Source organism: Lysinibacillus sp. CTST325 (assembly GCF_054665055.1).
The window spans coordinates 61,446-83,071 of sequence record NZ_BAAFHO010000001.1 but is presented as its reverse complement, the minus strand read 5'-3'; the positions used below and the strand labels follow the sequence as shown (position 1 = coordinate 83,071).

The 21,626-nt window shown below is 37.6% G+C and carries 16 protein-coding genes and 1 pseudogene; 12 read left to right on the top strand and 5 right to left on the bottom strand.

The features are described 5' to 3' along the window. Window positions 1-16: 16 nt before the first annotated feature. Both ACYQ73_RS00405 and ACYQ73_RS00400 read right to left on the bottom strand, forming a co-directional pair. Window positions 17-1,159 carry a copper resistance CopC family protein gene (locus ACYQ73_RS00405; RefSeq protein WP_460010638.1) on the bottom strand — a complete coding sequence of 381 codons (1,143 nt, stop codon included), beginning with the start codon at window positions 1,157-1,159 and terminating at the stop codon, window positions 17-19. 136 nt (window positions 1,160-1,295) lie between these two features. Next, a complete protein-coding gene (locus ACYQ73_RS00400) occupies window positions 1,296-1,511 on the bottom strand; it encodes a hypothetical protein (protein WP_460010637.1) in 216 nt (71 codons plus the stop codon). 412 nt (window positions 1,512-1,923) lie between these two features. Here ACYQ73_RS00400 and ACYQ73_RS00395 point away from each other — a divergent pair, with 412 nt between their 5' ends. Further along, complete coding sequence (locus ACYQ73_RS00395) at window positions 1,924-2,688, top strand: MerR family transcriptional regulator (protein WP_460010636.1); 765 nt, start codon at window positions 1,924-1,926, stop codon at window positions 2,686-2,688. A 36-nt stretch (window positions 2,689-2,724) separates the two neighbouring features. Next, window positions 2,725-5,718: an efflux RND transporter permease subunit gene (locus tag ACYQ73_RS00390; RefSeq protein ID WP_460010635.1), complete on the top strand. Its 2,994-nt coding sequence runs from the start codon at window positions 2,725-2,727 to the stop codon at window positions 5,716-5,718. A gap of 149 nt (window positions 5,719-5,867) precedes the next feature. Here ACYQ73_RS00390 and ACYQ73_RS00385 read toward each other — a convergent pair whose 3' ends face one another. Continuing rightward, window positions 5,868-7,895, bottom strand: coding sequence for a multicopper oxidase family protein (locus tag ACYQ73_RS00385; protein WP_460010634.1), 2,028 nt, complete (start codon window positions 7,893-7,895; stop codon window positions 5,868-5,870). Between the two features lie 641 nt (window positions 7,896-8,536). On the opposite strand from ACYQ73_RS00385, the gene ACYQ73_RS00380 reads away from it, so the two are divergent. The 7 genes and pseudogenes from ACYQ73_RS00380 to ACYQ73_RS00350 form a co-directional block, all read left to right on the top strand. Continuing rightward, window positions 8,537-9,019, top strand: a complete 483-nt coding sequence (locus ACYQ73_RS00380; protein ID WP_460010633.1) for a cell wall elongation regulator TseB-like domain-containing protein — start codon at window positions 8,537-8,539, stop codon at window positions 9,017-9,019. Between the two features lie 16 nt (window positions 9,020-9,035). Further along, window positions 9,036-10,229, top strand: coding sequence for a pyridoxal phosphate-dependent aminotransferase (locus ACYQ73_RS00375; protein WP_460010632.1), 1,194 nt, complete (start codon window positions 9,036-9,038; stop codon window positions 10,227-10,229). A 28-nt stretch (window positions 10,230-10,257) separates the two neighbouring features. Further along, entirely contained in the window at window positions 10,258-11,553 is a 1,296-nt protein-coding gene (gene asnS / locus ACYQ73_RS00370; protein ID WP_460010631.1) for an asparagine--tRNA ligase, read from the top strand. 121 nt (window positions 11,554-11,674) lie between these two features. Continuing rightward, a complete protein-coding gene (locus ACYQ73_RS00365) occupies window positions 11,675-12,403 on the top strand; it encodes a DnaD domain-containing protein (RefSeq protein WP_460010630.1) in 729 nt (242 codons plus the stop codon). A 12-nt stretch (window positions 12,404-12,415) separates the two neighbouring features. Continuing rightward, the gene (gene nth / locus ACYQ73_RS00360; protein WP_049666611.1) at window positions 12,416-13,078 is read left to right on the top strand and encodes an endonuclease III; all 663 of its coding nucleotides are present in this window, start codon (window positions 12,416-12,418) and stop codon (window positions 13,076-13,078) included. Further along, on the top strand, window positions 13,075-13,389 hold the full coding sequence (locus tag ACYQ73_RS00355) for a YpoC family protein (protein WP_460010629.1): 315 nt from the start codon (window positions 13,075-13,077) through the stop codon (window positions 13,387-13,389). The genes nth and ACYQ73_RS00355 overlap by 4 nt, the downstream gene beginning before the upstream one ends. 427 nt (window positions 13,390-13,816) lie before the next feature. Beyond that, window positions 13,817-14,083: pseudogene (locus tag ACYQ73_RS00350) on the top strand (transposase); the annotation flags it as partial. A gap of 133 nt (window positions 14,084-14,216) precedes the next feature. Here the strand turns inward: ACYQ73_RS00350 and ACYQ73_RS00345 are convergent. Further along, on the bottom strand, window positions 14,217-16,949 hold the full coding sequence (locus tag ACYQ73_RS00345) for a PBP1A family penicillin-binding protein (protein ID WP_460010628.1): 2,733 nt from the start codon (window positions 16,947-16,949) through the stop codon (window positions 14,217-14,219). Continuing rightward, window positions 16,946-17,596: a Holliday junction resolvase RecU gene (recU, locus tag ACYQ73_RS00340; protein WP_460010627.1), complete on the bottom strand. Its 651-nt coding sequence runs from the start codon at window positions 17,594-17,596 to the stop codon at window positions 16,946-16,948. The genes ACYQ73_RS00345 and recU overlap by 4 nt, the downstream gene beginning before the upstream one ends. Window positions 17,597-18,008: 412 nt before the next feature. Here recU and ACYQ73_RS00335 point away from each other — a divergent pair, with 412 nt between their 5' ends. From ACYQ73_RS00335 to ACYQ73_RS00325, 3 genes are all read left to right on the top strand, one after another. After that, window positions 18,009-18,203 (top strand): hypothetical protein, encoded by a 195-nt coding sequence (locus ACYQ73_RS00335; protein ID WP_053482465.1) that lies wholly within the window; start codon window positions 18,009-18,011, stop codon window positions 18,201-18,203. A 687-nt stretch (window positions 18,204-18,890) separates the two neighbouring features. Beyond that, window positions 18,891-19,274: a YppE family protein gene (locus tag ACYQ73_RS00330; RefSeq protein WP_460010626.1), complete on the top strand. Its 384-nt coding sequence runs from the start codon at window positions 18,891-18,893 to the stop codon at window positions 19,272-19,274. Further along, window positions 19,249-21,513 (top strand): DEAD/DEAH box helicase, encoded by a 2,265-nt coding sequence (locus ACYQ73_RS00325; RefSeq protein WP_460010625.1) that lies wholly within the window; start codon window positions 19,249-19,251, stop codon window positions 21,511-21,513. The genes ACYQ73_RS00330 and ACYQ73_RS00325 overlap by 26 nt, the downstream gene beginning before the upstream one ends. Window positions 21,514-21,626 lie beyond the last annotated feature (113 nt).

Sequence of the window (21,626 nt, the reverse complement as noted above, 5' to 3'; positions counted from 1 at the left end):
GGACGGTCAAGTGTAGTTAGAGTTTGGAGCGAATGACTTTTTCTGTCGCAATTATCACAATAACAGCAAGTAGTTTACACAGTAAATAAAATAGCCAATTGTTTAATGATTCTAATGTATTTGATAAATAAACAATCGCCTCAAAGAAACCAGTAATTAATAATACGATAATACACCAAAATGAGTATTTGGAAAATGAAGATGAAAATGAATGGATAAATAATTGATGCTTACGCCAAAAGCTGAGTATAAACAGTAGCCGTCCTGCCCAAATAGAAAATGCGAAGAGAAAGGCGCTATGACTAATGATCAAAAGACTAGGTGTTTCAAATGCAAATGAATACCCATTTAAGGCTAAAATTAAAAACATCCAGATTAGATCGAACCATTTTTTGCGAAATAGACAGACAAAGCCAATGAGTGATATGACAAGTGATACATACCACATCAAATCGAACGTAGAATTAATCAACGAATTACCAGAGTTGTTGAAAATCGTAGTAATGTTTAATTGCATTATAATCATTAAAAAAAGCCCAATTAGATGAAGTATTTGAATAATGATCCCATAAGATATATATTTTTTCTTCAATTCAGTTGAGTACCCTTGAACAATCCTCCACCAAAAAACCCAACCAACGATTAAAGATAAGCCTGCATAATAAATGACCTTCATTAAATAAATAAACCATTCTTTTTCTTTTAGGTCATAAAGTTGTAGAGTTTCTTGCTGGTATGAGATTGGTATGCATAAATTATTATTTCCAATTTGCTTAAATAATAAAGTACTGTCTATTTGAAACCGATAAGAACCTTTTACAGAATGTCCGTCATTAAATAAGACAACGTAATAGTGAACATAGTACATTCCATCCGGCAAAGTAGGCAATTCTAGCCGGATTTTTTGTTGATCGTCACTTATTTGAGCCTTATTACTAGTCACCGTTTGCCCCTTATTATCGACTACCTCAAGGGAGGCTTGTGCTCGTTTGATTTTCTCCTTAAAAGTGATGTTAATCTCTGTAGGAACTGTTTCCAGTTGGCTATTAGGAGCGGGGTATTCCATGACAACAGATGAGTGCCCCTTAATATATTGAACACATATTACAAGTAATAATAATACAAAGAAAAATAAGACAAATCGTGGTCTAATTTTCATTAGGTTAATCCCTCCTAAGCAATCCACTAACATATTTTATTCATGACAGTCGATTATGGACTATTACTTAGAAAGGATAATTGGAACGACGTACATAATAAAAACTGCCTAATAATTTAGACAGTTTGGAACGGACTCAACAAAAAGTGTCATTATTTTTATCCGCGAATAAATAAATTTTGCTGATTTTGTCTTTGAGGATTGTAACAATTGCACCGTCTTGTTCTTTTATATCTATAAAATCAATGCCGAAATTGCAAAGTACTCCGCGCTCCATCGTACCAAAAACGGTTTCAATTTCAGCTTTCTGTCCCTTATATCTTAATAATTCATAATTTAGATTATCCTTCAATCCAGCGAGATTTAAAACGAAAAACTTGTCACAGCAAATGCAAGGGTATTTAGAACACTTTATACATTTATGGACATGTTGTGTTTGACGTTTTATCTGCATTTTCTTATTAAGTGTGTCACTTCGCCTAGCGCACAAATCAATACCCCCCTTTTTAGATGCTTAAGTTAGTATATGCTAGTTCAATATATACTTTTAGGGGAATGCAAAGGTTCTAAAAAGTTGAATCGTTAGTGAGAAAAATTCTATTTGATCATATATAAAGTACATTGTTTCAACAAATGCCAAGCTACTTAATATGTTAGGAGGGCTTTTTTATGGGTAATAAAGGATTGTAACCTAAATTTAGAAATATATCTTGACCTTCAAGTTAGTTGAAGGTTTACATTGGAGTTAAGAGAGGTGTGATGATTTGAAAAAGTATATGACAATTCAAGAATTCTCTGAAAGAACAGGTATAGCCAAAAGTACATTACGATTTTATGAAACCAAAAATTTACTGTTACCGGAGGAAAGAAGTTCTAATGGCTATCGAGTTTATGCGGATAGTCAAATTGCAACTGTAAAGTTAATATCCACTTTGCGATTAGCAGATGTATCTATTCATGAAATTCAAAATTATTTACACGAGCAGGATGAAATGACTCGCCAGGAAATGATGAAAACGTGGATTCAAAATATGAAACAAAAACGAGATTTGTTGGATATTAGCTTACGTTACTTGGAGAGTAATTCCATTCGAGATGATATCTATTTAATTGATAAAAATGATGAAAAAATTATTTGGTATACAGCTCAATCCACAACGGGTAAATTTGGAGCGCACTTTGAAAAAAGAGCAAATGAATTAAAACAATTAAATATTAGCATTAAAAGTTATTATTTAAATTATTTATCTGGCCAAGATGTAATCAAAGCTCAAATCGGCTTTGGTGTTCCAGCAAATACAAACATGAATGATATAGCTGACAGTGATTTTATTGAACATATGCCTTCTTGTATTTGTTTGGCATTACCATTTAAAGAACAAATGTCAACGATCAAGGACGGATACATAAAATTACTTCAATACGCGCTTCAACATAAATGGGTACCGACCCGCTCCATTCTTGAGTGGTATCGAGGTAATGATTTTACTCAACTAGATTTATTGTTACCTGTTATACAAATTGAGTAGGAATAAAAGGACTGGGATAGTTTGAGGAGGTGCAATATGAAACGATTCATCCGCTTTTGTATGAAAAATGCTTTAACAATGATATTAGTAATACCTCTAATTATTGTAGGCGGAATTTATTCATTACAAACATTACATAGTGAGAAGTACCCGAATATTGATATTCCATATTTAACAGTAGTTATTCCTTATCAAGGAGCTTCACCCGAACAAGCAATGAATGATATGGGGGAGCAAATGGAAAGGGAATTTATGAAGCTAGAAGGGAGAAAAAATGTTTATACAAACGGTGTAGCCAATGCCATATATTCAACTATTGAATTTGAAATGACAATGAATATGAAGGAAGCAGAGCAGCTCGTAAGGAGAAGTGTAGATAAATTACAGTTGCCTCAATTTGCAGGGGAACCGAGGTATGAAGTAACTAAACCTGGAGGAAACCCAATAATTTTCTCAATGGGTATATATGCTACAGAAAAAAATGATGAAGTTGAAACCTTTGTAAAGAATACTATAATTCCACAAATTTCTGTAATAGAAGGTATAAGTGATATAGAAATCAGTGGAACAGCGGAAAAGTTTGTTATTATTCGACTCTTGCCACATCAATTAATGGCAAGTGGAATTACTTTAAACGATGTTCGAGAAGCTATTTTGTCAAATAATCTTTCGATGCCGACTGGAGACATCTCCATTTCAAATGAAGTATTGCCAGTGCGAATAAATAGCGAGCTAAAATCTATTGAGGACATTAAAGACATAAAGCTTTTTACTAAAGAAGTAAATTCGCAAAATATTACTACCACGAATTTAGGCGAAATAGCTGAAATTTCATATGAAAGTGATTACACAAACAATATGACACGCATTAATGGAAAACAGGGCGTAAGTTTCAGCATAATTCCTGAAGGTGGTGCTAATACAGTAGCAATCGTTGATCAAGTGAAAAAAGAAATAAATAATTTAGCTATTCTGAAAGATTTTAAAGTCGAAATCTTACGTGATCAATCCATCGAAATTAATCAATCGGTCCATTCTATGCTACGTGAAGTATTTTTAGGGGCATTAATGACAATCATCATCACCTTATTATTTTTAAAAAATATTCGTTCGACTATTATTGCCGTCATCTCCATCCCGGTTTCAATTTTTGCATCTTTTATGTTGTTGAAAGCATTGGGATATACATTAAATATTATGACACTTGCTGGTATTGCTGTAGCAGTTGGACGAGTTGTAGATGATTCAATTGTCGTCATTGAAAATATATTTAGAAGAGTAAGAGCTTCAAAAGAAAGAAATGTAGAATTAATAGAGCAAGCTACAAGTGAAGTAGCATCTGCGATTACTTCCTCAACGATCACAACTGTTGCTGTTTTCTTACCACTTGCCTTTGTGCCAGGAATTGTAGGAGGTTTTTTTAAGCCACTTGCATGGACTATTGTTATTTCATTGTTGATTTCATTAATTGTTGCTGTAACTATTGTTCCTATATTGTCCAAAATCTTTTTATTAAAAATTACATCTAAAGAATCACGTGAAAATAGACTTCAAACTTGGTATCGCAACTGTTTGACTTGGGTTTTACATAATCGTTTAATTACTTTAACCGTAGCATTATTAATTTTGATAGGTTCCATTTTCATTATTGCACCGAGGCTAGGGACAACCTTCTTGCCACAAGAGAAAGTGAATGATTTCAAGATAGACATCACAATGGCAAAAGGAACTGCTCCAATGAAAACAGCTGATGTCGTAAGTAGAGTAGAAAATATATTATTAGATCGAACGGACATCAACCTTATAAATTCTAATATTGACGGACAATCTGGAAGTGCGACGATTTCATTCGTTGTCAATGATTCTGTTGGAAATTTGACCGACTATGTAAATGACGTTCGCCTACAATTAACAACGATCACTGAACCAGAGGAAATGACAGTCGCAGGTATTGGTGGAATTATCGGAGGGGAAGAAAGCAGATACACACTAGTTGTAAATGGAGCGGATTTTGAGGATATTAAAAAAGCAAGTGAGCAGATTACAACGGCTTTAAAAGAAGTACAAGGAATGGAGGATGTGACAACATCTTTAGAAGGAGAAGTACCTGAAATCGTTTTCGATTTGGATGATAAAAAACTTGCTGAAAAAGGAATAACGCACGCTATAGTTGCACAAAGCCTTCGAACACTCATTAATGGGGATGTAGTAACGACCATGAGAGTTGAAGAGGAAACGAGAGAAGTGAACCTAGGGTTGAAAATGGATGAAGTTACATCTCTTGAAGATTTAGGACAGCTTCAAATTCGTAATGTAATGGGAATGCCAGTCTTTCTGCATGAATTAGGAGAGCTTAAGAGGGTTAATAATGTAACTTCAATTACGCATCTAAATGGCAATGAATATATCATGGTGTATGGAACAATTACTAATGAAAAAGTGGGAGATGTAACTGCTCAAGCAGATAAAGTAATTAATAACTTACGGCTTCCTGAAAGTATTAGTTATTATAAGGAAGGTGTATCTGCATCGATGGATGATGGTTTCACAGATTTGTCGATGGCCATAGCAATTAGTGTTATCTTAGTTTATTTGGTTATGGTTTTTACCTTCAAAGAAGGAAAGGCACCATTTGTTATTATGTTCGCTGTTCCATTTTCTATTATTGGTGCATTAATTGGACTTTATATTATAAAGGAACCAATCGGTATGCCAGCAATGATCGGTTTACTCATGCTAAATGGAATTGTCGTAACGAATGCTATCGTTCTAGTTGATAAGGTGAAGCAATTTGAAAGATTTGGAATGACCAAGCAACAAGCTTTAATTGAAGCTGGGGTCGTACGTATTCGCCCAATTTTGATGACTGCAATTGCAACAATGGGTGCATTAATCCCGATGGCTATTTCGAATGAAACGGGGATGATATCAAAGTCTCTATCTGTTGTAGTTATAGGCGGGCTATCTACTTCTACTTTTTTAACATTATTTATCGTACCTATTCTTTATAGTCTATTTAAAAAGAATTAAAATCATAGAGAGGCAGGTACATAAGTATATTTTCAAAAAAAGAATTTCTTCACATCAGAAAAGCGCGAGAAATCAATGTTCCTAAAATTGATTTCTCGCGCTTTTTAAGAGTATGACCAGTTTTGTCCCAGCCATTTATATTTGTAACATTAGTACCATCTTCTTCGACGCCTCGCAGGTATTCTTTGTCGAGATTGAAGCTCAGTAGACGGAAAGATTGGTTGAGGGGTGCTTTCAATAGTAGAACGAACAATTTGCTGTTCCGGCAGTTCTACTTTTGAAAAAGTGATATTTTGAGTATTGTTCAAAAGTGGTGAAGATAGCTGATTATATTCCACATTATCTTCTAAATAAGCTGTTTCAGTTGAGTGAGTAATGTTTTGAGTACTAGTTAAGAGAGGGATAGTTTGCGGAGTATATTCTATTTCGTCTTCTAAATGCGTTGTTTGCAAAGAAGCTTGAGAGTATACTACTATTTCTTCAGTTGGCGTGATATGTGGAGTAGTGTTCAAGAGTGGTACAGTATGCTCATTATTGCCCATAACAATAGTAGAGTCGTCATGATACTGTTTTGGCGAATGCTCAATTTCGTGGTGCTGGATTTCAGCATGTAGCTCTTGCACGGGGTGAACATCCTTCATGACGAGTATTGGTCGCATCATGTCATGATCTTCATGCTCTAGGAAATGACAATGCCACATATAATGGCCGACATGATCTTTCCAATGCATAATAATTTTCGTAATCTTTCCTGCTTCCGCTTTTACAGTATCCTTCCAACCTTGCTCATAGTTATGTGGTTTTTCAGGGGGACCTGTAAATTCCAGTCTACCTTCATTTTGATATAGCTCCATATCGAAAGGGCGTCGTTCTAGAATTTTAAATTGAATTAAATGTAGATGAATAGGATGATCAAACTGCGTGGCATTTATAAAATTCCAAATCTCTATACTATCAAGTGCAGGCTTTTCGGTAGTAGGATCATGATACATACGATTATTTAATAATAACATTGGTCGACCAAAATCATCTGTCGTAGCAGTTAATGGTAAGTGTCTCTCGATATGTGCATCGTGCGAATGTAAATCCATTGATACTGCGAGTCTTTCTGGTATTTCACTAGTATCCTCACACTGTAGAGGAAGACACACGTTAAACTGCATGATTACACGTGTATGTTCATCAATGAAATCTTCATCAGAATTGACTAACGTTATTTCCTGACCTTCATATGATGAAAAATCGACAATAACATCTGTTCGTTCTGCCGGCAATAATTCTACAGATTGAATTTCTTGAGGGGCTGTTAAAAAGCCTCCGTCTGTTCCGATTTGTATCATAGGCTCACCGTTTGAAAGGCTAATGACATAACCTCTTCTATTGGAGCCATTGAGAAAACGAAATCTATATTTACGAGGTTCGACATTTAAATATGGCCAGACCTTCCCGTTTACAACGATGGTATTACCAACAAAGCCAGGTGTAATAGATGGATGAACGGGAACTGGGAATGGTGGTTCATCAGGATAGAAAAGTGAGCCGTCTTCATTAAACGATTTATCTTGTATTAAGATGGGATACTCATAGTCACCACAAGGTAGGTTAGAACGCTCCTCAAGCGAATCTCGAAGTAAATAAAAACCGGCTAATCCCGCGTACACATTTAAACGAGTTAGCGCCATTGCATGATCATGATACCACAGTGTTGTGCCGGGTTGATGATTAGTATATTCATGTATTTCTTTATTGAACTTTGGACCTGTTTGCGCATAATCTCTTGTATACCATGCATCGGGATGGCCGTCACTCTCCCAATCTACATTTGCGCCATGTAAATGTGTAACAGTTCTTACTTCCTTTGAATCGTTTGCCGCATGAAGTGAAAAATCAACGGGTAAAAAGTGATTTAAGGGCAATTGATTTTTATATCTAACATAAATGCTTTTGTCTTTTGTAGCCTCAATTGTCGGTCCGGGATAAAGCCCGTTATAGCCCCATATGATTGATTTTGGAAAATCTTTATGGAAAGAATGCTCTGCTTGCATCATTTTAAGTTCATAATAATTTTTTCTCTGTTGGCCTTTATAATATTTAGGTTTAGCGGTAACCGGTTTTGGCAGCTCATCCACAAATTTTGGTATTGTCGCTGGATCTGTAGGGTTAACTTCTTTAGTCAAAACATCACGTCCCTTTTCAATTCTTAAAATTGCTCATTACCTCATCATATGGGTAAAAACAATAGGCAACTAGGACAATAATGGAGATAATTGTACTTATTAAAAAATATCTACACTTAATAATCTGCAGGAGTTCGATATTCAAAGCAAAGTATGGGTTTGTCGATTATTACTGCCAGAAGAGACGTTGACGTCAGAAGGTGTGGGCATGCACGTTTGTGTCAATTACAAAAAAATCTTTATATAAGCAGGGAGATCAAAGCTTGTACAGCGCTATAAATGACGGTCGTCCGAACTATGTTATTTGTGGATTAACATAGTTATTTAGCGACAAGTTTTACTTCCTATTTACAATTGTGAATAGGATTTTTTAAATTGAAAGTGTTATCATTTTTAAGGGTTGCACTAGAAAGAAAAAAATTACTACTCGAATCATTTGAAAACGTTATTCTATCAACGTACAATATATGAAATTAAGAAACACGACAGCACAAAATTGTTGTATAATGTTGTGGTATGAGGAAAGAAAGCAGGTTGACAAAAATGGAAAGCAAAATGAATGTATACGCAGTTATAGACATGCAAAAGCATCAGGCGTCTATGTTAAAGAATACGCTAGATGTGAAACATAAGGTGAATATATGAAAAACTGGTTGATTTTCATTTCTGTCTTTATGGTTTCATTGTCACTTGTCATTAGTATTTTAGTACTCTGGAAAGCCGAGGCTCCATTCCGTTCAATTGAAGAGAAGGCTGAACAGTTGGCACTCGATGCCAAAGCCCTCGCAATTGTCTCGGAGTCTTACCCATATAATGGCAAAAATTCGTATGTCACTGTGTTCGGGGTAGATGAAAATGGTGATAAAAAAGCTGTCTTTGTTCCGACGAATCTAAAAGCTGATTCAATTAAGGAAGTACTTATAAAAGATGGTATTACGGAAAAGCAGGCATTATCGGTTTTAAAAAAAGAAGGCAATGTACAAAAAGTCCTTAATACCAAATTAGGCTATGAGGAGCCTGGTGCTGTTTGGGAAATTACATACCTAAACGATCACGATAAGCTCAACTATGTCTATATTATGTTTAAGGACGGCGACTGGTGGAAGCGCATTACGAATTTATAAGAGGAGTAGATCCCGTATGAAAAATTTATTAGCAAACCGTGTAAAAACTTTAACACCTTCTTCAACTTTAGCAATTACTGCCAAAGCAAAGGAATTAAAAGAGCAAGGTATTGATGTTATTGGTCTAGGTGCTGGTGAGCCAGACTTCAACACGCCACAAAATATTTTAAATGCTGCCATTGACTCGATGGAAAAAGGTTTAACAAAATATACACCTGCTGGCGGCCTTCCAGTACTTAAGAAAGCGATTATCGATAAACTTCAACGCGACAACAATCTTACATACAAGCCGAATGAAGTAATTGTAGGTGTTGGAGCAAAACATATTCTTTATACGTTATTCCAAGTTATTTTAAACGAGGGCGATGAAGTTATTATTCCAATTCCTTATTGGGTATCTTATCCTGAGCAAGTAAAATTAGCGGGCGGTGTACCTGTTTATGTGGAAGGCACAAGTGAGCAAGGCTATAAAATTACTGCGGATCAATTAAGAGCTGCTGTGACAGATAAAACAAAAGCAGTTATTATTAACTCTCCTAGCAACCCATCAGGTATGATTTATTCTCGTGAAGAGATTGCTGAAATTGCTGCTGTTGCAGAAGAAAAAGATATTTTAATCGTGTCAGATGAAATTTATGAGAAGCTTGTATACAATGGTATTGAGCATTTTTCAATTGCACAGCTATCTGATGCAGTGAAAGCACGTACAATCGTTGTAAATGGTGTTGCAAAATCTCACTCTATGACAGGCTGGCGTATCGGGTATGCTGCAGGGGATGTGGACATTATTAAATCAATGACCGATCTTGCATCACATTCTACTTCAAACGCAACAACAACTGCACAATATGCAACAGTGGAAGCGTATAATGGACCACAAGACGCTGTAGAAGAAATGCGTCAAGCATTCGAATCTCGTCTTGAAAAAATTTATCCACAGTTAAGTGCAATTCCTGGCTTCAACGTTTTAAAACCTCAGGGTGCATTCTATTTATTACCAGATGTAGCAGAAGCTATGGCTCATACTGGCTATGATTCAGTAGATGCATTCGCTTCGGATATTTTAACAGAAGCAAACGTAGCAGTGATTCCAGGTTCTGGCTTTGGTGCACCAACTACAATGCGATTATCTTATGCTACATCTTTAGACTTATTAGAAGAGGCAGTCCGTCGAATTGATACATTTGTAAAATCAAAATGGCAAGACTAATCCTTTTAACCAACTTTGGAGGATTTCTATGAAAAAAATTATGATTCAAGATATGCCAAAGCATATCGGTGAAACCGTCAAGCTAGGAGCTTGGTTAGCGAACAAACGATCAAGTGGGAAAATTGCCTTCTTACAATTACGTGATGGTTCTGGTTTTGTTCAGGGCGTAGTTGTAAAAGAAGAAGTAGGTGAAGAAATTTTCGCCATTGCAAAAGGTTTGTCCCAAGAAACTTCAATGTACATTACGGGAGAGGTTAAAGCAGATGAGCGTTCAAGCTTTGGCTGTGAAATTGCTGTAACTAGTATTGAAGTACTACATGCTGCAACTGATTTTCCTATTACGCCAAAAGAACATGGTCCAGAGTTTTTAATGGATAACCGTCACTTATGGCTACGTTCTCGTAAGCAACATGCGATCATGAAAATTCGTAACGAAATTATTCGTGCAACTTACGAGTTTTTCAACAACAATGGCTTTACAAAAATGGACCCACCGATTTTAACTGGGTCAGCTCCAGAAGGTACTTCTGAGCTATTCCATACAAAATATTTCGATGAGGATGCATATCTTTCTCAATCTGGTCAACTTTATATGGAAGCGGCAGCAATGGCATTAGGTAGAGTATTTTCATTCGGTCCGACGTTCCGTGCAGAAAAATCTAAAACACGCCGTCACTTAATCGAGTTTTGGATGATTGAACCGGAAATGGCATTTGTGGAATTTGAAGAAAACCTAGAAGTGCAAGAACAGTACGTAGCGCATATTGTGCAATCAGTTCTGGCAAACTGCAAATTAGAATTAGAGCGACTTGGTCGTGATACTTCAACACTTGAAAATATTAAAGCACCGTTCCCTCGTATTTCTTACGACGATGCCATTAAATTATTACATGAACAAGGATTTGACGATATTGAATGGGGCGATGATTTCGGTGCACCACATGAAACAGCAATTGCTAATTCATTTGACAAACCTGTATTCATCACTTGTTACCCAGTAGGCATTAAGCCATTCTACATGCAACCACATCCTGACCGTGATGATGTAGTATTATGTGCAGATTTAATTGCACCAGAAGGTTATGGTGAAATAATTGGTGGTTCTGAGCGTATTCACGACTATGATTTATTAAAATCTCGTCTTGAAGAACATCAATTATCTTTAGATGCTTATGCATGGTATTTAGAGCTACGTAAACAAGGTTCTGTACCACATTCAGGCTTCGGTCTTGGATTGGAACGTACAGTGGCATGGATTTCTGGCACGGAGCACATTCGTGAAACAATTCCATTCCCACGTTTACTAAACCGCTTATATCCATAAGCAACAACTAGTTTGGTTTTAGGTTTTGCTGCCCGTTAAAGCAGTTAAAATTAAAAAAGTCGCGTAGTGATGTGTCTACGCGGCTTTTCTACTTACGATGGAAAAAGGAGTCAAGTATAATATGAGCACAAATAACAATCGACTCCGTACATGGACTGAGCAGAGAATGATTCAAATTCCTCAGCTTTTTTTTCAGTTTTATAAGGAGTTAAATATTGAGGATGATGAGGCACTTATTGTTATGCATTTACTTGCGTTCCATATGGAGGGAAATGATTTTCCTACGCCTAATGACCTGATGAATCGTCTTACAATGCCTGGCAATGACATTACTTCACGTCTACAGCGATTAATGCAAAAAGGCTTCCTTGAAATAACAAGCGACGTCGATGCAAATGGCAAACTATATGAAAAATATTCGGTATACCCAATTTGGGAGCGGATTATGCAGATGATTGAAATGAAGGAACATCAAAAATCAGCAGCATCGCTTCGACAAGAAGAGGGAGAAATATTCCGGTTATTTGAAGAGGAAATGGGGCGTCTTTTATCTCCTTTAGAGCTAGAAAAAATCGGATATTGGTTAGATGAGGATAAGCACAGTCCGGCGCTTATTAAGGAGGCGCTTAAGGAGGCTGTGTTTGCTGGCAAGCTAAGTATTCGTTATATAGATCGAATATTACTGGAGTGGAAAAAGAAAAATATTTCGACACCACAGGCTGCACAGAAGCAAAGCGAGCAGTTCCGGGAAAAACAAACATTTAACCGACCGCCAGTCCGAACAGTGCAGCAAGAAACGCAGTCGACAAATAAAGTACCATTTTATAATTGGTTAGAAGAAAGAGAATAGGGGGCTTCCAACATGTTAACAAAAAAACAATGGGAGCATTGTCTAGCGGAAATGGATCGTATGTTTCCTGATGCACATTGTGAGTTAGTACATGACAATCCGTTTGAACTAACTATTGCCACGTTATTATCGGCACAGTGTACGGATGTACTTGTAAACAAAGTAACGAAAACATTGTTTCAAAAATATAAAAAGCCGGAAGATTACTTAGCTGTATCCTTAGAAGAGTTGCAACAGGACATTCGCTCCATTGGCTTGTATCGAAATAAGGCAAAGAATATTCAAGCATTATGTCAAAGGCTATTAGAGGAATACGAGGGAGAAATACCTGCAAGCCGAGAAGCACTAGTCACATTGCCTGGTGTTGGTCGTAAGACGGCTAATGTTGTGTTGTCTGTAGCTTTTGAAATTCCTGCACTTGCAGTGGATACACATGTAGAGCGCGTCTCTAAACGATTAGGGCTATGTCGCTGGAAGGATTCAGTGCTTGAAGTCGAAGAAACAATTATGAAAAAAACACCGATGGACAAGTGGTCGAAAACACATCATCAACTAATTTTCTTCGGTCGTTATCATTGTAAAGCTCAAAATCCTAACTGTCACACTTGCCCTTTACTTGATGATTGTAGAGAAGGGCAAAAGCGTTTAAAAAAAGGGCTGGTGAAGGAAGCGTGAACGTAAAGGCAATTGAAAAGGAAAAAATAGATGCTTGGTTTGCAGAGTGGGCGGAACTAGAAGGTAAAATTCATGCTGCTCATGATGCAAGGAATGGTGAAACAAAAGGATTAATGGAAATGGCCATTTTATTGTTTGAGCGCTTAGTGCAAGAAGCAGGGGATGAAGTGTTGCCTATTAACGGTGTCGAACGATTAACCTTTATAAAAGCAAAACCTGGCCAATATGCCTGTTATCGTCAGCTCGATGAATTATTTAAGGAAACAAAAAAACGAGCAGCACGGCTACGCTTGCAGGCTGCAAAAAAGTAACATAGACAGATAGATTAAGCAAACTGAAAGATATAAAAGAGGCTGGTACATAACTGGTCAAAACCTTAATGGCGCGAGAAATCAATTTTAGAAATGTTGATTTCTCGCTTTTTTCATTTGGGACGGTAACTCTACTGTTGTTTTCCGAAGCATTCCGCTCGCTTTCCGCGGGCGAGCGCCGAGCCTCCTCCTACGCTTCGCTTCGTGCGGGGTCTCGTCTGTCTCGCTTTCCCGCAGGAGTCGAGCGATGCTTCTCCAAACAACGCACTGTGTCACACTATTATTTTAGTCACGCTTTCCATTATAATAAAAGAATTAATGTGCAGGTGGTGCCCCTGATGATTTTAAATCAAGAAACCCATAATTTAAGTCCATATTTGGCGATCTACGATATTGTTGTGCCAAAAGATAATATACTTCGCCAAATAGAGAAGGCGCAAAAAATAAAACATATTCTGCCACAATTAAGTCGGATATACATGCCGAACAGGAGGTATGTCAAAATACGAAAGCATTTAGGCAATTAGCCGCAAAACGCTACAAAGTAGAAGCGAAGAATAGTGAATTGAAAAATGGACACGGGTACGATACGGCATCGACTGCGGGTCTATTTGGCATGGAAATTCAAGGTGCTATAACGATATTAGCTGTCAATTTGAAACGGATATTAAAACTACTAAACGAAAATGAATAAGGAATAGAGACAGAAATAAGGCACTCCCTGTTCAAAATCGAACAAGAAGTGCCTTATTTTTATCTGAAAAAGGTTCGCTTTTATGAAAACGTAAATTTTTCAGTGCCCTTGCGTTGTGCTACTCTGCTTTATTTTATTCAGTACTACCGGTACCATCATCCGGTGCGGTTGGTTCAGTTGGCGTTGTTGGTGGCTTGTTACCATTATTGTTGCCGTTGTTACCTGGGGGGGTACCGTTATTTCCTGTATTGCCGCTGTTACCATTCCCACCAGCGTTACCAGTATTGCCACTACCATTACCATTGTTGCTGTTATTGCCATTGTTTCCATTTCCGTTACCGTTGTGGTTTCCGTTGTTGTTACCGTTGTCCCCGTTGTTGCCATTTTCATCAGGTGCTGTTGGCTCTTCAACATCAGGTTGATCCGGAGTATCTGGCTCTTTATCTTTATCTTTATCTTCTTCATCAGTCGTACCTGTTACTTGGAAGGAAGCTGTACCTGGTTTACTGCGTGTACCATCAACAACTGCTACGACAGAAATCGTGTAATTGCCATCTTTCAGTTGTTCGCTGCTAATTGTTAAGCCTTTGCTTTCCGATGTACCAAGAGAAATAGTCTCTCCACCTTCTCGTTTAGCAGATACCTCGAAGGTAGTTGGTAGCGGTTCATCTGTTTCCGGATCAAGCATTGCATCATGCTCCCAAGAAATATTGATAGATTGACCTTCTATATCAAGGCTTGCACTTACATTGTAAGGTGAAGAAAGTTCTGGCACTGCGTATTCATTTGAAACTTCCTTAGGCTCTGTACCACGTACAAATAGCTCTGTTCGACGTAACTCATTTGGAGTGAAATTACTTGCTAATTTAAGTGGATTTGTGCCTGCTTCAATTGTAGCTTCCACAACTGAGTTTGGTTTTTTGAAACGTGGTGTTTCAACGTTCGCCGAGATCTCTTTCATAATTTGTTTAAATAAATGTTGTGGTAAACGACGTTCATCCCAAGTTGTAATAGGATCAAAGTGTTTTTCATAACCACTCCAAATAGCGATCGAATAGTTTGTAGTGTACCCAGCAAACCATGACTCTGGTACACTTGTATCCGGTAAATTATGCTTGCTAAAATCAGCACTTGAATAGTTTGTTGTACCTGTTTTACCTGCGATATCTAATCCAGGTACATTGGCTGCAGTACCTGATGAATCAGGCTTATTGCCGACAACGTCACGTAACATATCTGTCACCATATAAGCTGTATAATCGCTCATTGCAACATTAGGCTCTGGTGTGTAGTCTTTTGTAGTTTTACCGTCACGGTAAACGATTTTTGTAATCGCATAAGGATCAGTGTAAACACCATTATTCCCAAATGCTGCATAGGAAGCTGCCATTTGTGTAGGAGACATCGTAATATCCCCACCACCGATCGCATCAGATTCATAAACTTTTTCAGCATTAATACCTAAACGACCAACAAATTCTTTAGCTTTATCAATACCAACTTCTTGTAATGCTTTAACAGCTGGAACGTTACGTGAAGCATATAAAGCTTTACGTGCTGTTATTGCTCCCATATACTTATTATCCCAGTTTGTGATAGTTTGTTCCGAATTTGAGTATTTCATAGGTTTATCCACAAGTGTTTGACCTGTTGACCATTTTAGATTTTCGATTGCTGGCCCGTAATCTAGTAATGGTTTCATTGTTGAACCTGGTTGATGTTTTAAGTCATATGCATAGTTGTAACCACGTGCAGCCCCGTAATGGCGTCCGCCACCGATTGCTTGAATTTGACCAGTTTTCGTATCAATAACAGACACACCCGATTGAATCTCTTTTGTTGGGAAGTTACTGTCATCATTCATAATATTTTCAACAATTTGCTGCGCTTTCGGATCAAGTGTTGTGTAAACTTTAATTCCTTCCGCCATTGCACTACCATCACCGTTACTCTCTAGCTCATTAATAACAACATCAAGGAAGGCATCATATTTAGAGCCAGAAAATTTTTGACGTGTCGCATCGTCAGCTAGGCCAGCTTGAACGTTTACTTTCTTAGCTTCTTCCATCTGAGCTTTTGTAATTTTACCATGTTGATACATTAAACCTAGAACTGTATTACGACGTTTTTCTGCAAGTTCAGGATTTTTCAATGGATTGTAAGCATTTGGACGTTGTACTAAACCTGCAAGTAATGCTTCTTCATCTAAAGTTAAATCTTTTAGTTCTTTACCATAGAAATATTGGGCTGCTGTACCGAAGCCATAAACACGACCTGACATGAGCATTTTGTTAAAGTACATTTCAAAAATTTCTTCTTTTGTATATTTACGTTCTAATTGGAAGGAAAGCCAAGCTTCCTGTGCTTTACGTTTTAATTTTTTTTCATTTTGTAAAAATGAGTTTTTAACAACTTGTTGTGTTAATGTCGAAGCCCCTTGTGCCCCGAAGCCATCACGGATGTTAGCGAGTATTGCACCACCAAGGCGATAAAAATCCATACCACCGTGTTCGAAAAAGCGTACATCTTCCGTTGCAAGGATGGCGTTAATCATATCCTGTGGTATATCTTCATATTTTACATATTTACGGTTTTCTGCACCAATCGTTGCAAATAAATCACCGTTTTTATCATAGAACTCTGAGGAAACTGGGTCCTTCAGTAAGTTTTCATCTAGTTCAGGTGCGCTACTTGCATAATAGGCGAATAACCCAGCACCTCCAATAAAACATGCAGCTATAACAGCTACTATAGTTAACGTAATGCGCTTGAACCATTTTTTCTTCGATGGTTTCGGAGCGCTTTTTTTATTTTTTTGAGCGAGAGCCTTTTGATGCTCACCGCGTGTCGGACGACGTTCAGTCATTCTACTATCTCCTCACTTTCAGAACCATGGCTTTTTGCTTCAATTAGCTTTTGGACAATCGGTAAATAATCGATCCGTGGATAATAGCTTGTAGGAATTTCAAAAGCTTCCTTTTCTATAGTTGAAAAGGGAATCGATTTACGTTCACCGTTTTCCATCGCTAGCCAGGCCTTTTGTAAAAAATCGTATGGCACGATAAAATATCGTTCAAAAGCTGAGAAACGAACGATAATAAAAGCCACACCATTTTGTTCCGTCACTTGCTGCATATGTGTCATTTGATGTACGTGAATATTCTTTAGGGGAAAACTGGTCTTTGTAGCAGTTTCCTTTGCATCAAAATCAATATAATGCCCATTCCAAACACCATTGTAATCTGTTGTCGACGGTGTTCGGAAATAAGCCTCACGAATAACTGCAGCACTTCGTGATGGGTACTCTACTTTGACGATTTGCACGGGAACAGGTTTCTTATGAATGATAGCAAGTCGCCTTTTTACATAATAATCATTTGCTTCATTAATTTCATCTTCTAGTGTTTTCCCTCGATTACTAAAAGAAAAATCCTTGTCCTTTCCCTTTTTTGCTGTTTTTTGAACAGTTGGATTAGGGGAATATAATTTCCCATTCGGATAACGAATTGTCACTTAGTTCACCCTCTATAATACTGCTATTATACAATAGTTTACCATGATTAAGTAGCAGTTCTCCACTTCCATTAATAGTATGATTGATGCTAGATTAACTATGGTTTAAATTACCATTAAGTAACCGATCTTTGGGCGATTTTCGCCTCTTAAAGTCGAAAAATATGATGTGATATAACCCGCGAATCGTCAAAATAACTGATGAAATTTTTAACGAATTTATAGAAAAAACTGGTCTCTACGTTAGTTTCTCTACTAGATAGACGATTTTGAAGACTACGAAAATAGACTAGTTCAATTAAATTTTATCGAAATACTTCTTCTTTCAGCTAACTTACGCTTATTTTGTCACGCATGAAGGTAATTTTATACATGCGAGGAATACATAAATTAAAGCAAAGGAGGCGTTATTTTGAACAAGTTAAAACAATTAGTTGCGCAGTTGGATCTGGTCAATCAATTACTGTTAACGAGAGTGTCTTTGGAAAACAACGCACAGAGCATGAATTTTTTTATGCAGCTCAAATCTGTTAGCCAGAAAGTAAGCTTAGCAGAAAAGAACTGGCAAGTAAAGAATGCTTGTTCGCCTATTAGTAGTGAAAAATGATAGACTTTGGTACACTTAACTCATATGCAATATAAATAACCCAATATGAGTATTTTTCATACAATATCTACCACGATGAGTGATGTACCTTGAATAGGACTCATCGACAAAAGCAGTTATGTCATTTTCTTGAAAGATATGCCATTTATATGGGCTGATGGGTGTGAAGACTTGGCAACGCTTTAGTCACTGGTGAGACCTGAGAATGAGCCAGTAGTGGGACAAATTTTAAATGCATTGCGTCCCATGATACCTCTTTTGTGGTCAACATTGTGCGCTGTCGTTGCACTTTCGCACAGTCAATGCGGAAATCAATCCCAAGTTATGGTGTTGAGCCATAAATAAAGCTTTTATACATCTTTGGGAGTAAAATTACGCATGTAATATAAATAATTTTGTAGACTAAGATAGAACGAATTTTAAAATAGTAGGTTCGCTTGCTTTCACGTAAATGGAGATGAATCTTCATTTTAAGGGTGGATTCAACCTAAATACGATAAAATTTTAAGGTTCATCACCAAAAGTTGTGTTGAAACGTGTGACATGTAATAGGTTAAGGCTGTCGCACAGAGGAACCTTGGTTGTGCCTAAGCGACTTATCGGGCGCCCTCAGGAAAGTGTACAGGCGATACGGTTTCAATCCTATGTTATGGTGATGAACCTTCATTAATGAAATGAGGTGCGAAATTGTTGTTAATACAGCAAACTTCCCAATTAATAGATGAATGTGAAAAATGTGTATCACGCTTTTGGCAAATGCGTGAGGAGGATCGTACTCCCGACTTTTTTGTGGAGGTTAAGCCACACGCTGATGTCATTCACCAGCTTTTAAAGGAATGGCAGCAGGAGGCGAATAAGTGGATTCAAAAAAATCAGCCAAAATATATGCATACACAACAAATTGCTTCAGCGGTGGAATCGATGGAGCAATTTGTTGTGCAATCCTTTTATAAAGAAACGAGTAAAAAGCGTTTTTTAGATGCGATTCATTCAACATCTTATACGTTAAAAATTTTTGAAAGGTTAATAAAGGAGTTAGAAACAGATGTTATCGAAAAAAAGGACCATTAGTGAACTGTTAAACGAATGGAGATATGATGAGGAGTTGAAGGAACGCATTTTACACTGGCAAACGCTTGAAGGGCGTGAAGCTAAATATGCACCTTTTCCAGAGAATTTACATCCTTCACTTGTAAAGGCTCTTCGAACAAGAGGGATAGAACAACTGTATACCCATCAACGTCAGGCGTTTGATTACGCGATGGAGGGTGTTTCCTTTACCGCCGTTACACCAACAGCGTCTGGAAAATCATATTGCTACCATTTACCGGTACTACAAAAAATATTAGAAGATAAAAATTCGCGCGCGATTTATTTATTTCCAACGAAAGCTTTAGCGCAGGATCAGAAAAATGATTTAAATGAGCTAATCGAACAAAGCGGTGAGGAAATTTTAAGCTATACGTATGATGGGGATACTGCGCCTGGCATTCGCCAAAAGGTTCGTAAGGCAGGGCATATTGTGATGACAAATCCTGATATGCTTCATTCGGGGATTTTGCCACATCATACGAAATGGGTTTCACTATTTGAAAATTTACAGTATATCGTCATTGATGAGTTGCATACATATAAAGGTGTGTTTGGCTCGCATGTTGCGCATGTTATTCGAAGATTAAAGCGTATTTGTGAGTTTTATGGCAGTAAGCCGATTTTCATTTGTACATCAGCAACCATTAAAAATCCAAAAGAGTTAGCAGAAGCTTTAACGAATGAAAGCCATGCCTTAATCAGCGATTCCGGAGCGCCAGTTGGGAAAAAGACATTTCTTTTTTATAATCCACCTATCGTCCATAAAACATTTGGCGTGCGTCGAAGTGCTGTTTTAGAGGTGAGCGATCTCGCGAAAAGATTATATACAGCAGGTATTCAAACCATTATTTTTGCTAAAAGTCGTGTGCGAGTAGAAATGATTGTGACGTATTTAAAGGAGCTTACACGCAATAAGCTTTTAGATGAATCGGTGCGAGGTTATCGTGGTGGTTATTTACCCTCTGAGCGACGTGTGATTGAACGAGGGCTTCGTGATGGTACTATTCAAACGGTGGTTAGTACAAATGCGCTGGAATTAGGCGTTGATATTGGCCAATTACAAGCATGTATCATGACAGGGTACCCAGGAAATATCGCTAGTGCTTGGCAGCAAGCTGGTCGTGCTGGCCGTCGTCAGGACGAGGCGCTAATCATTTATGTAGCACAATCGGCAGCACTGGACCAGTACGTAGTGAACCATCCGCTTTTTCTACTTGGCAGTGCACCAGAGGAAGCGCGTATTTATCCTGAAAATATGTTGATTTTAATGGATCATTTGAAATGTGCAGCGTTTGAGCTACCATTTTCCGTACATGATACGTATGGTGAATATGAAATTCAGGAGTTACTGGAATATTTAGCGGAGGAAGGCGTTGTTTTTAAAACGAGTGAGAAGTGGCATTGGATGAGTGACCGTTTCCCGGCACGTGACATTAGTCTTCGTTCTGCATCACAAGAAAATGTTGTAATAATTGATATGACTGTTCCTGCACAAACAAAGGTTATTGGTGAAATGGATCGTCATAGTGCGATGACATTGCTACATGAAGAGGCTATTTATTTGCATCAGGGCATTCAATTTCAAGTAGAAAAGCTTGATTGGGAAGAAAAGAAAGCGTATGTCCGAGAAGTAGATGTCGATTACTATACTGACGCTAATCTTGCAGTTGAGATGAAGGTGCTAGAGGAAGATCGGAGCCGAGGCTATCAGGGTGGTGTTATTGGCTTCGGTGATGTTGGTTTAGTCGCACAGGCAACAATATTTAAAAAAATACGCTTCGGTACACACGATAATATCGGTTCTGGCCCTATTCATTTACCACCGGACGAAATGCACACAAGCTCTTCGTGGCTATCATTCTCTGCGCTAGAAAAATGGTCGGAGGCGGAGCTAACGGATGCTATGACAGGAGCTGCATATGCGATGAATGCGTTCATACCTCTGTTTATTCAATGTGACAGCAGCGATGTAACAGTTGTCCCACAAGTTAAGGCCGCACATAATGAATTGCCAACGTTTTTTGTTTATGATAAGTATCCTGGTGGTATTGGTCTAAGTGAAAAGGTATATGAACTATGGGAAGAGCTATTATCGAGAACACAGCACCATGTAGTGAACTGTGCTTGTGAATCAGGCTGTCCATCGTGTATAGGAGCTCAAGATAGCTTACAACAAGCAAAGAAAAAAGTAGTAGAGTTACTTCGAATTTTAAATTAAAGATAAAAAGAGGGCATGAGAGGGAAAAGTGTTTTACATTATCCCATCAAGCCCTCTTCTTTGATTAGTTTTTAAATCATTTTACGGTTAATACAGTAAGTTCTTCTATTTGT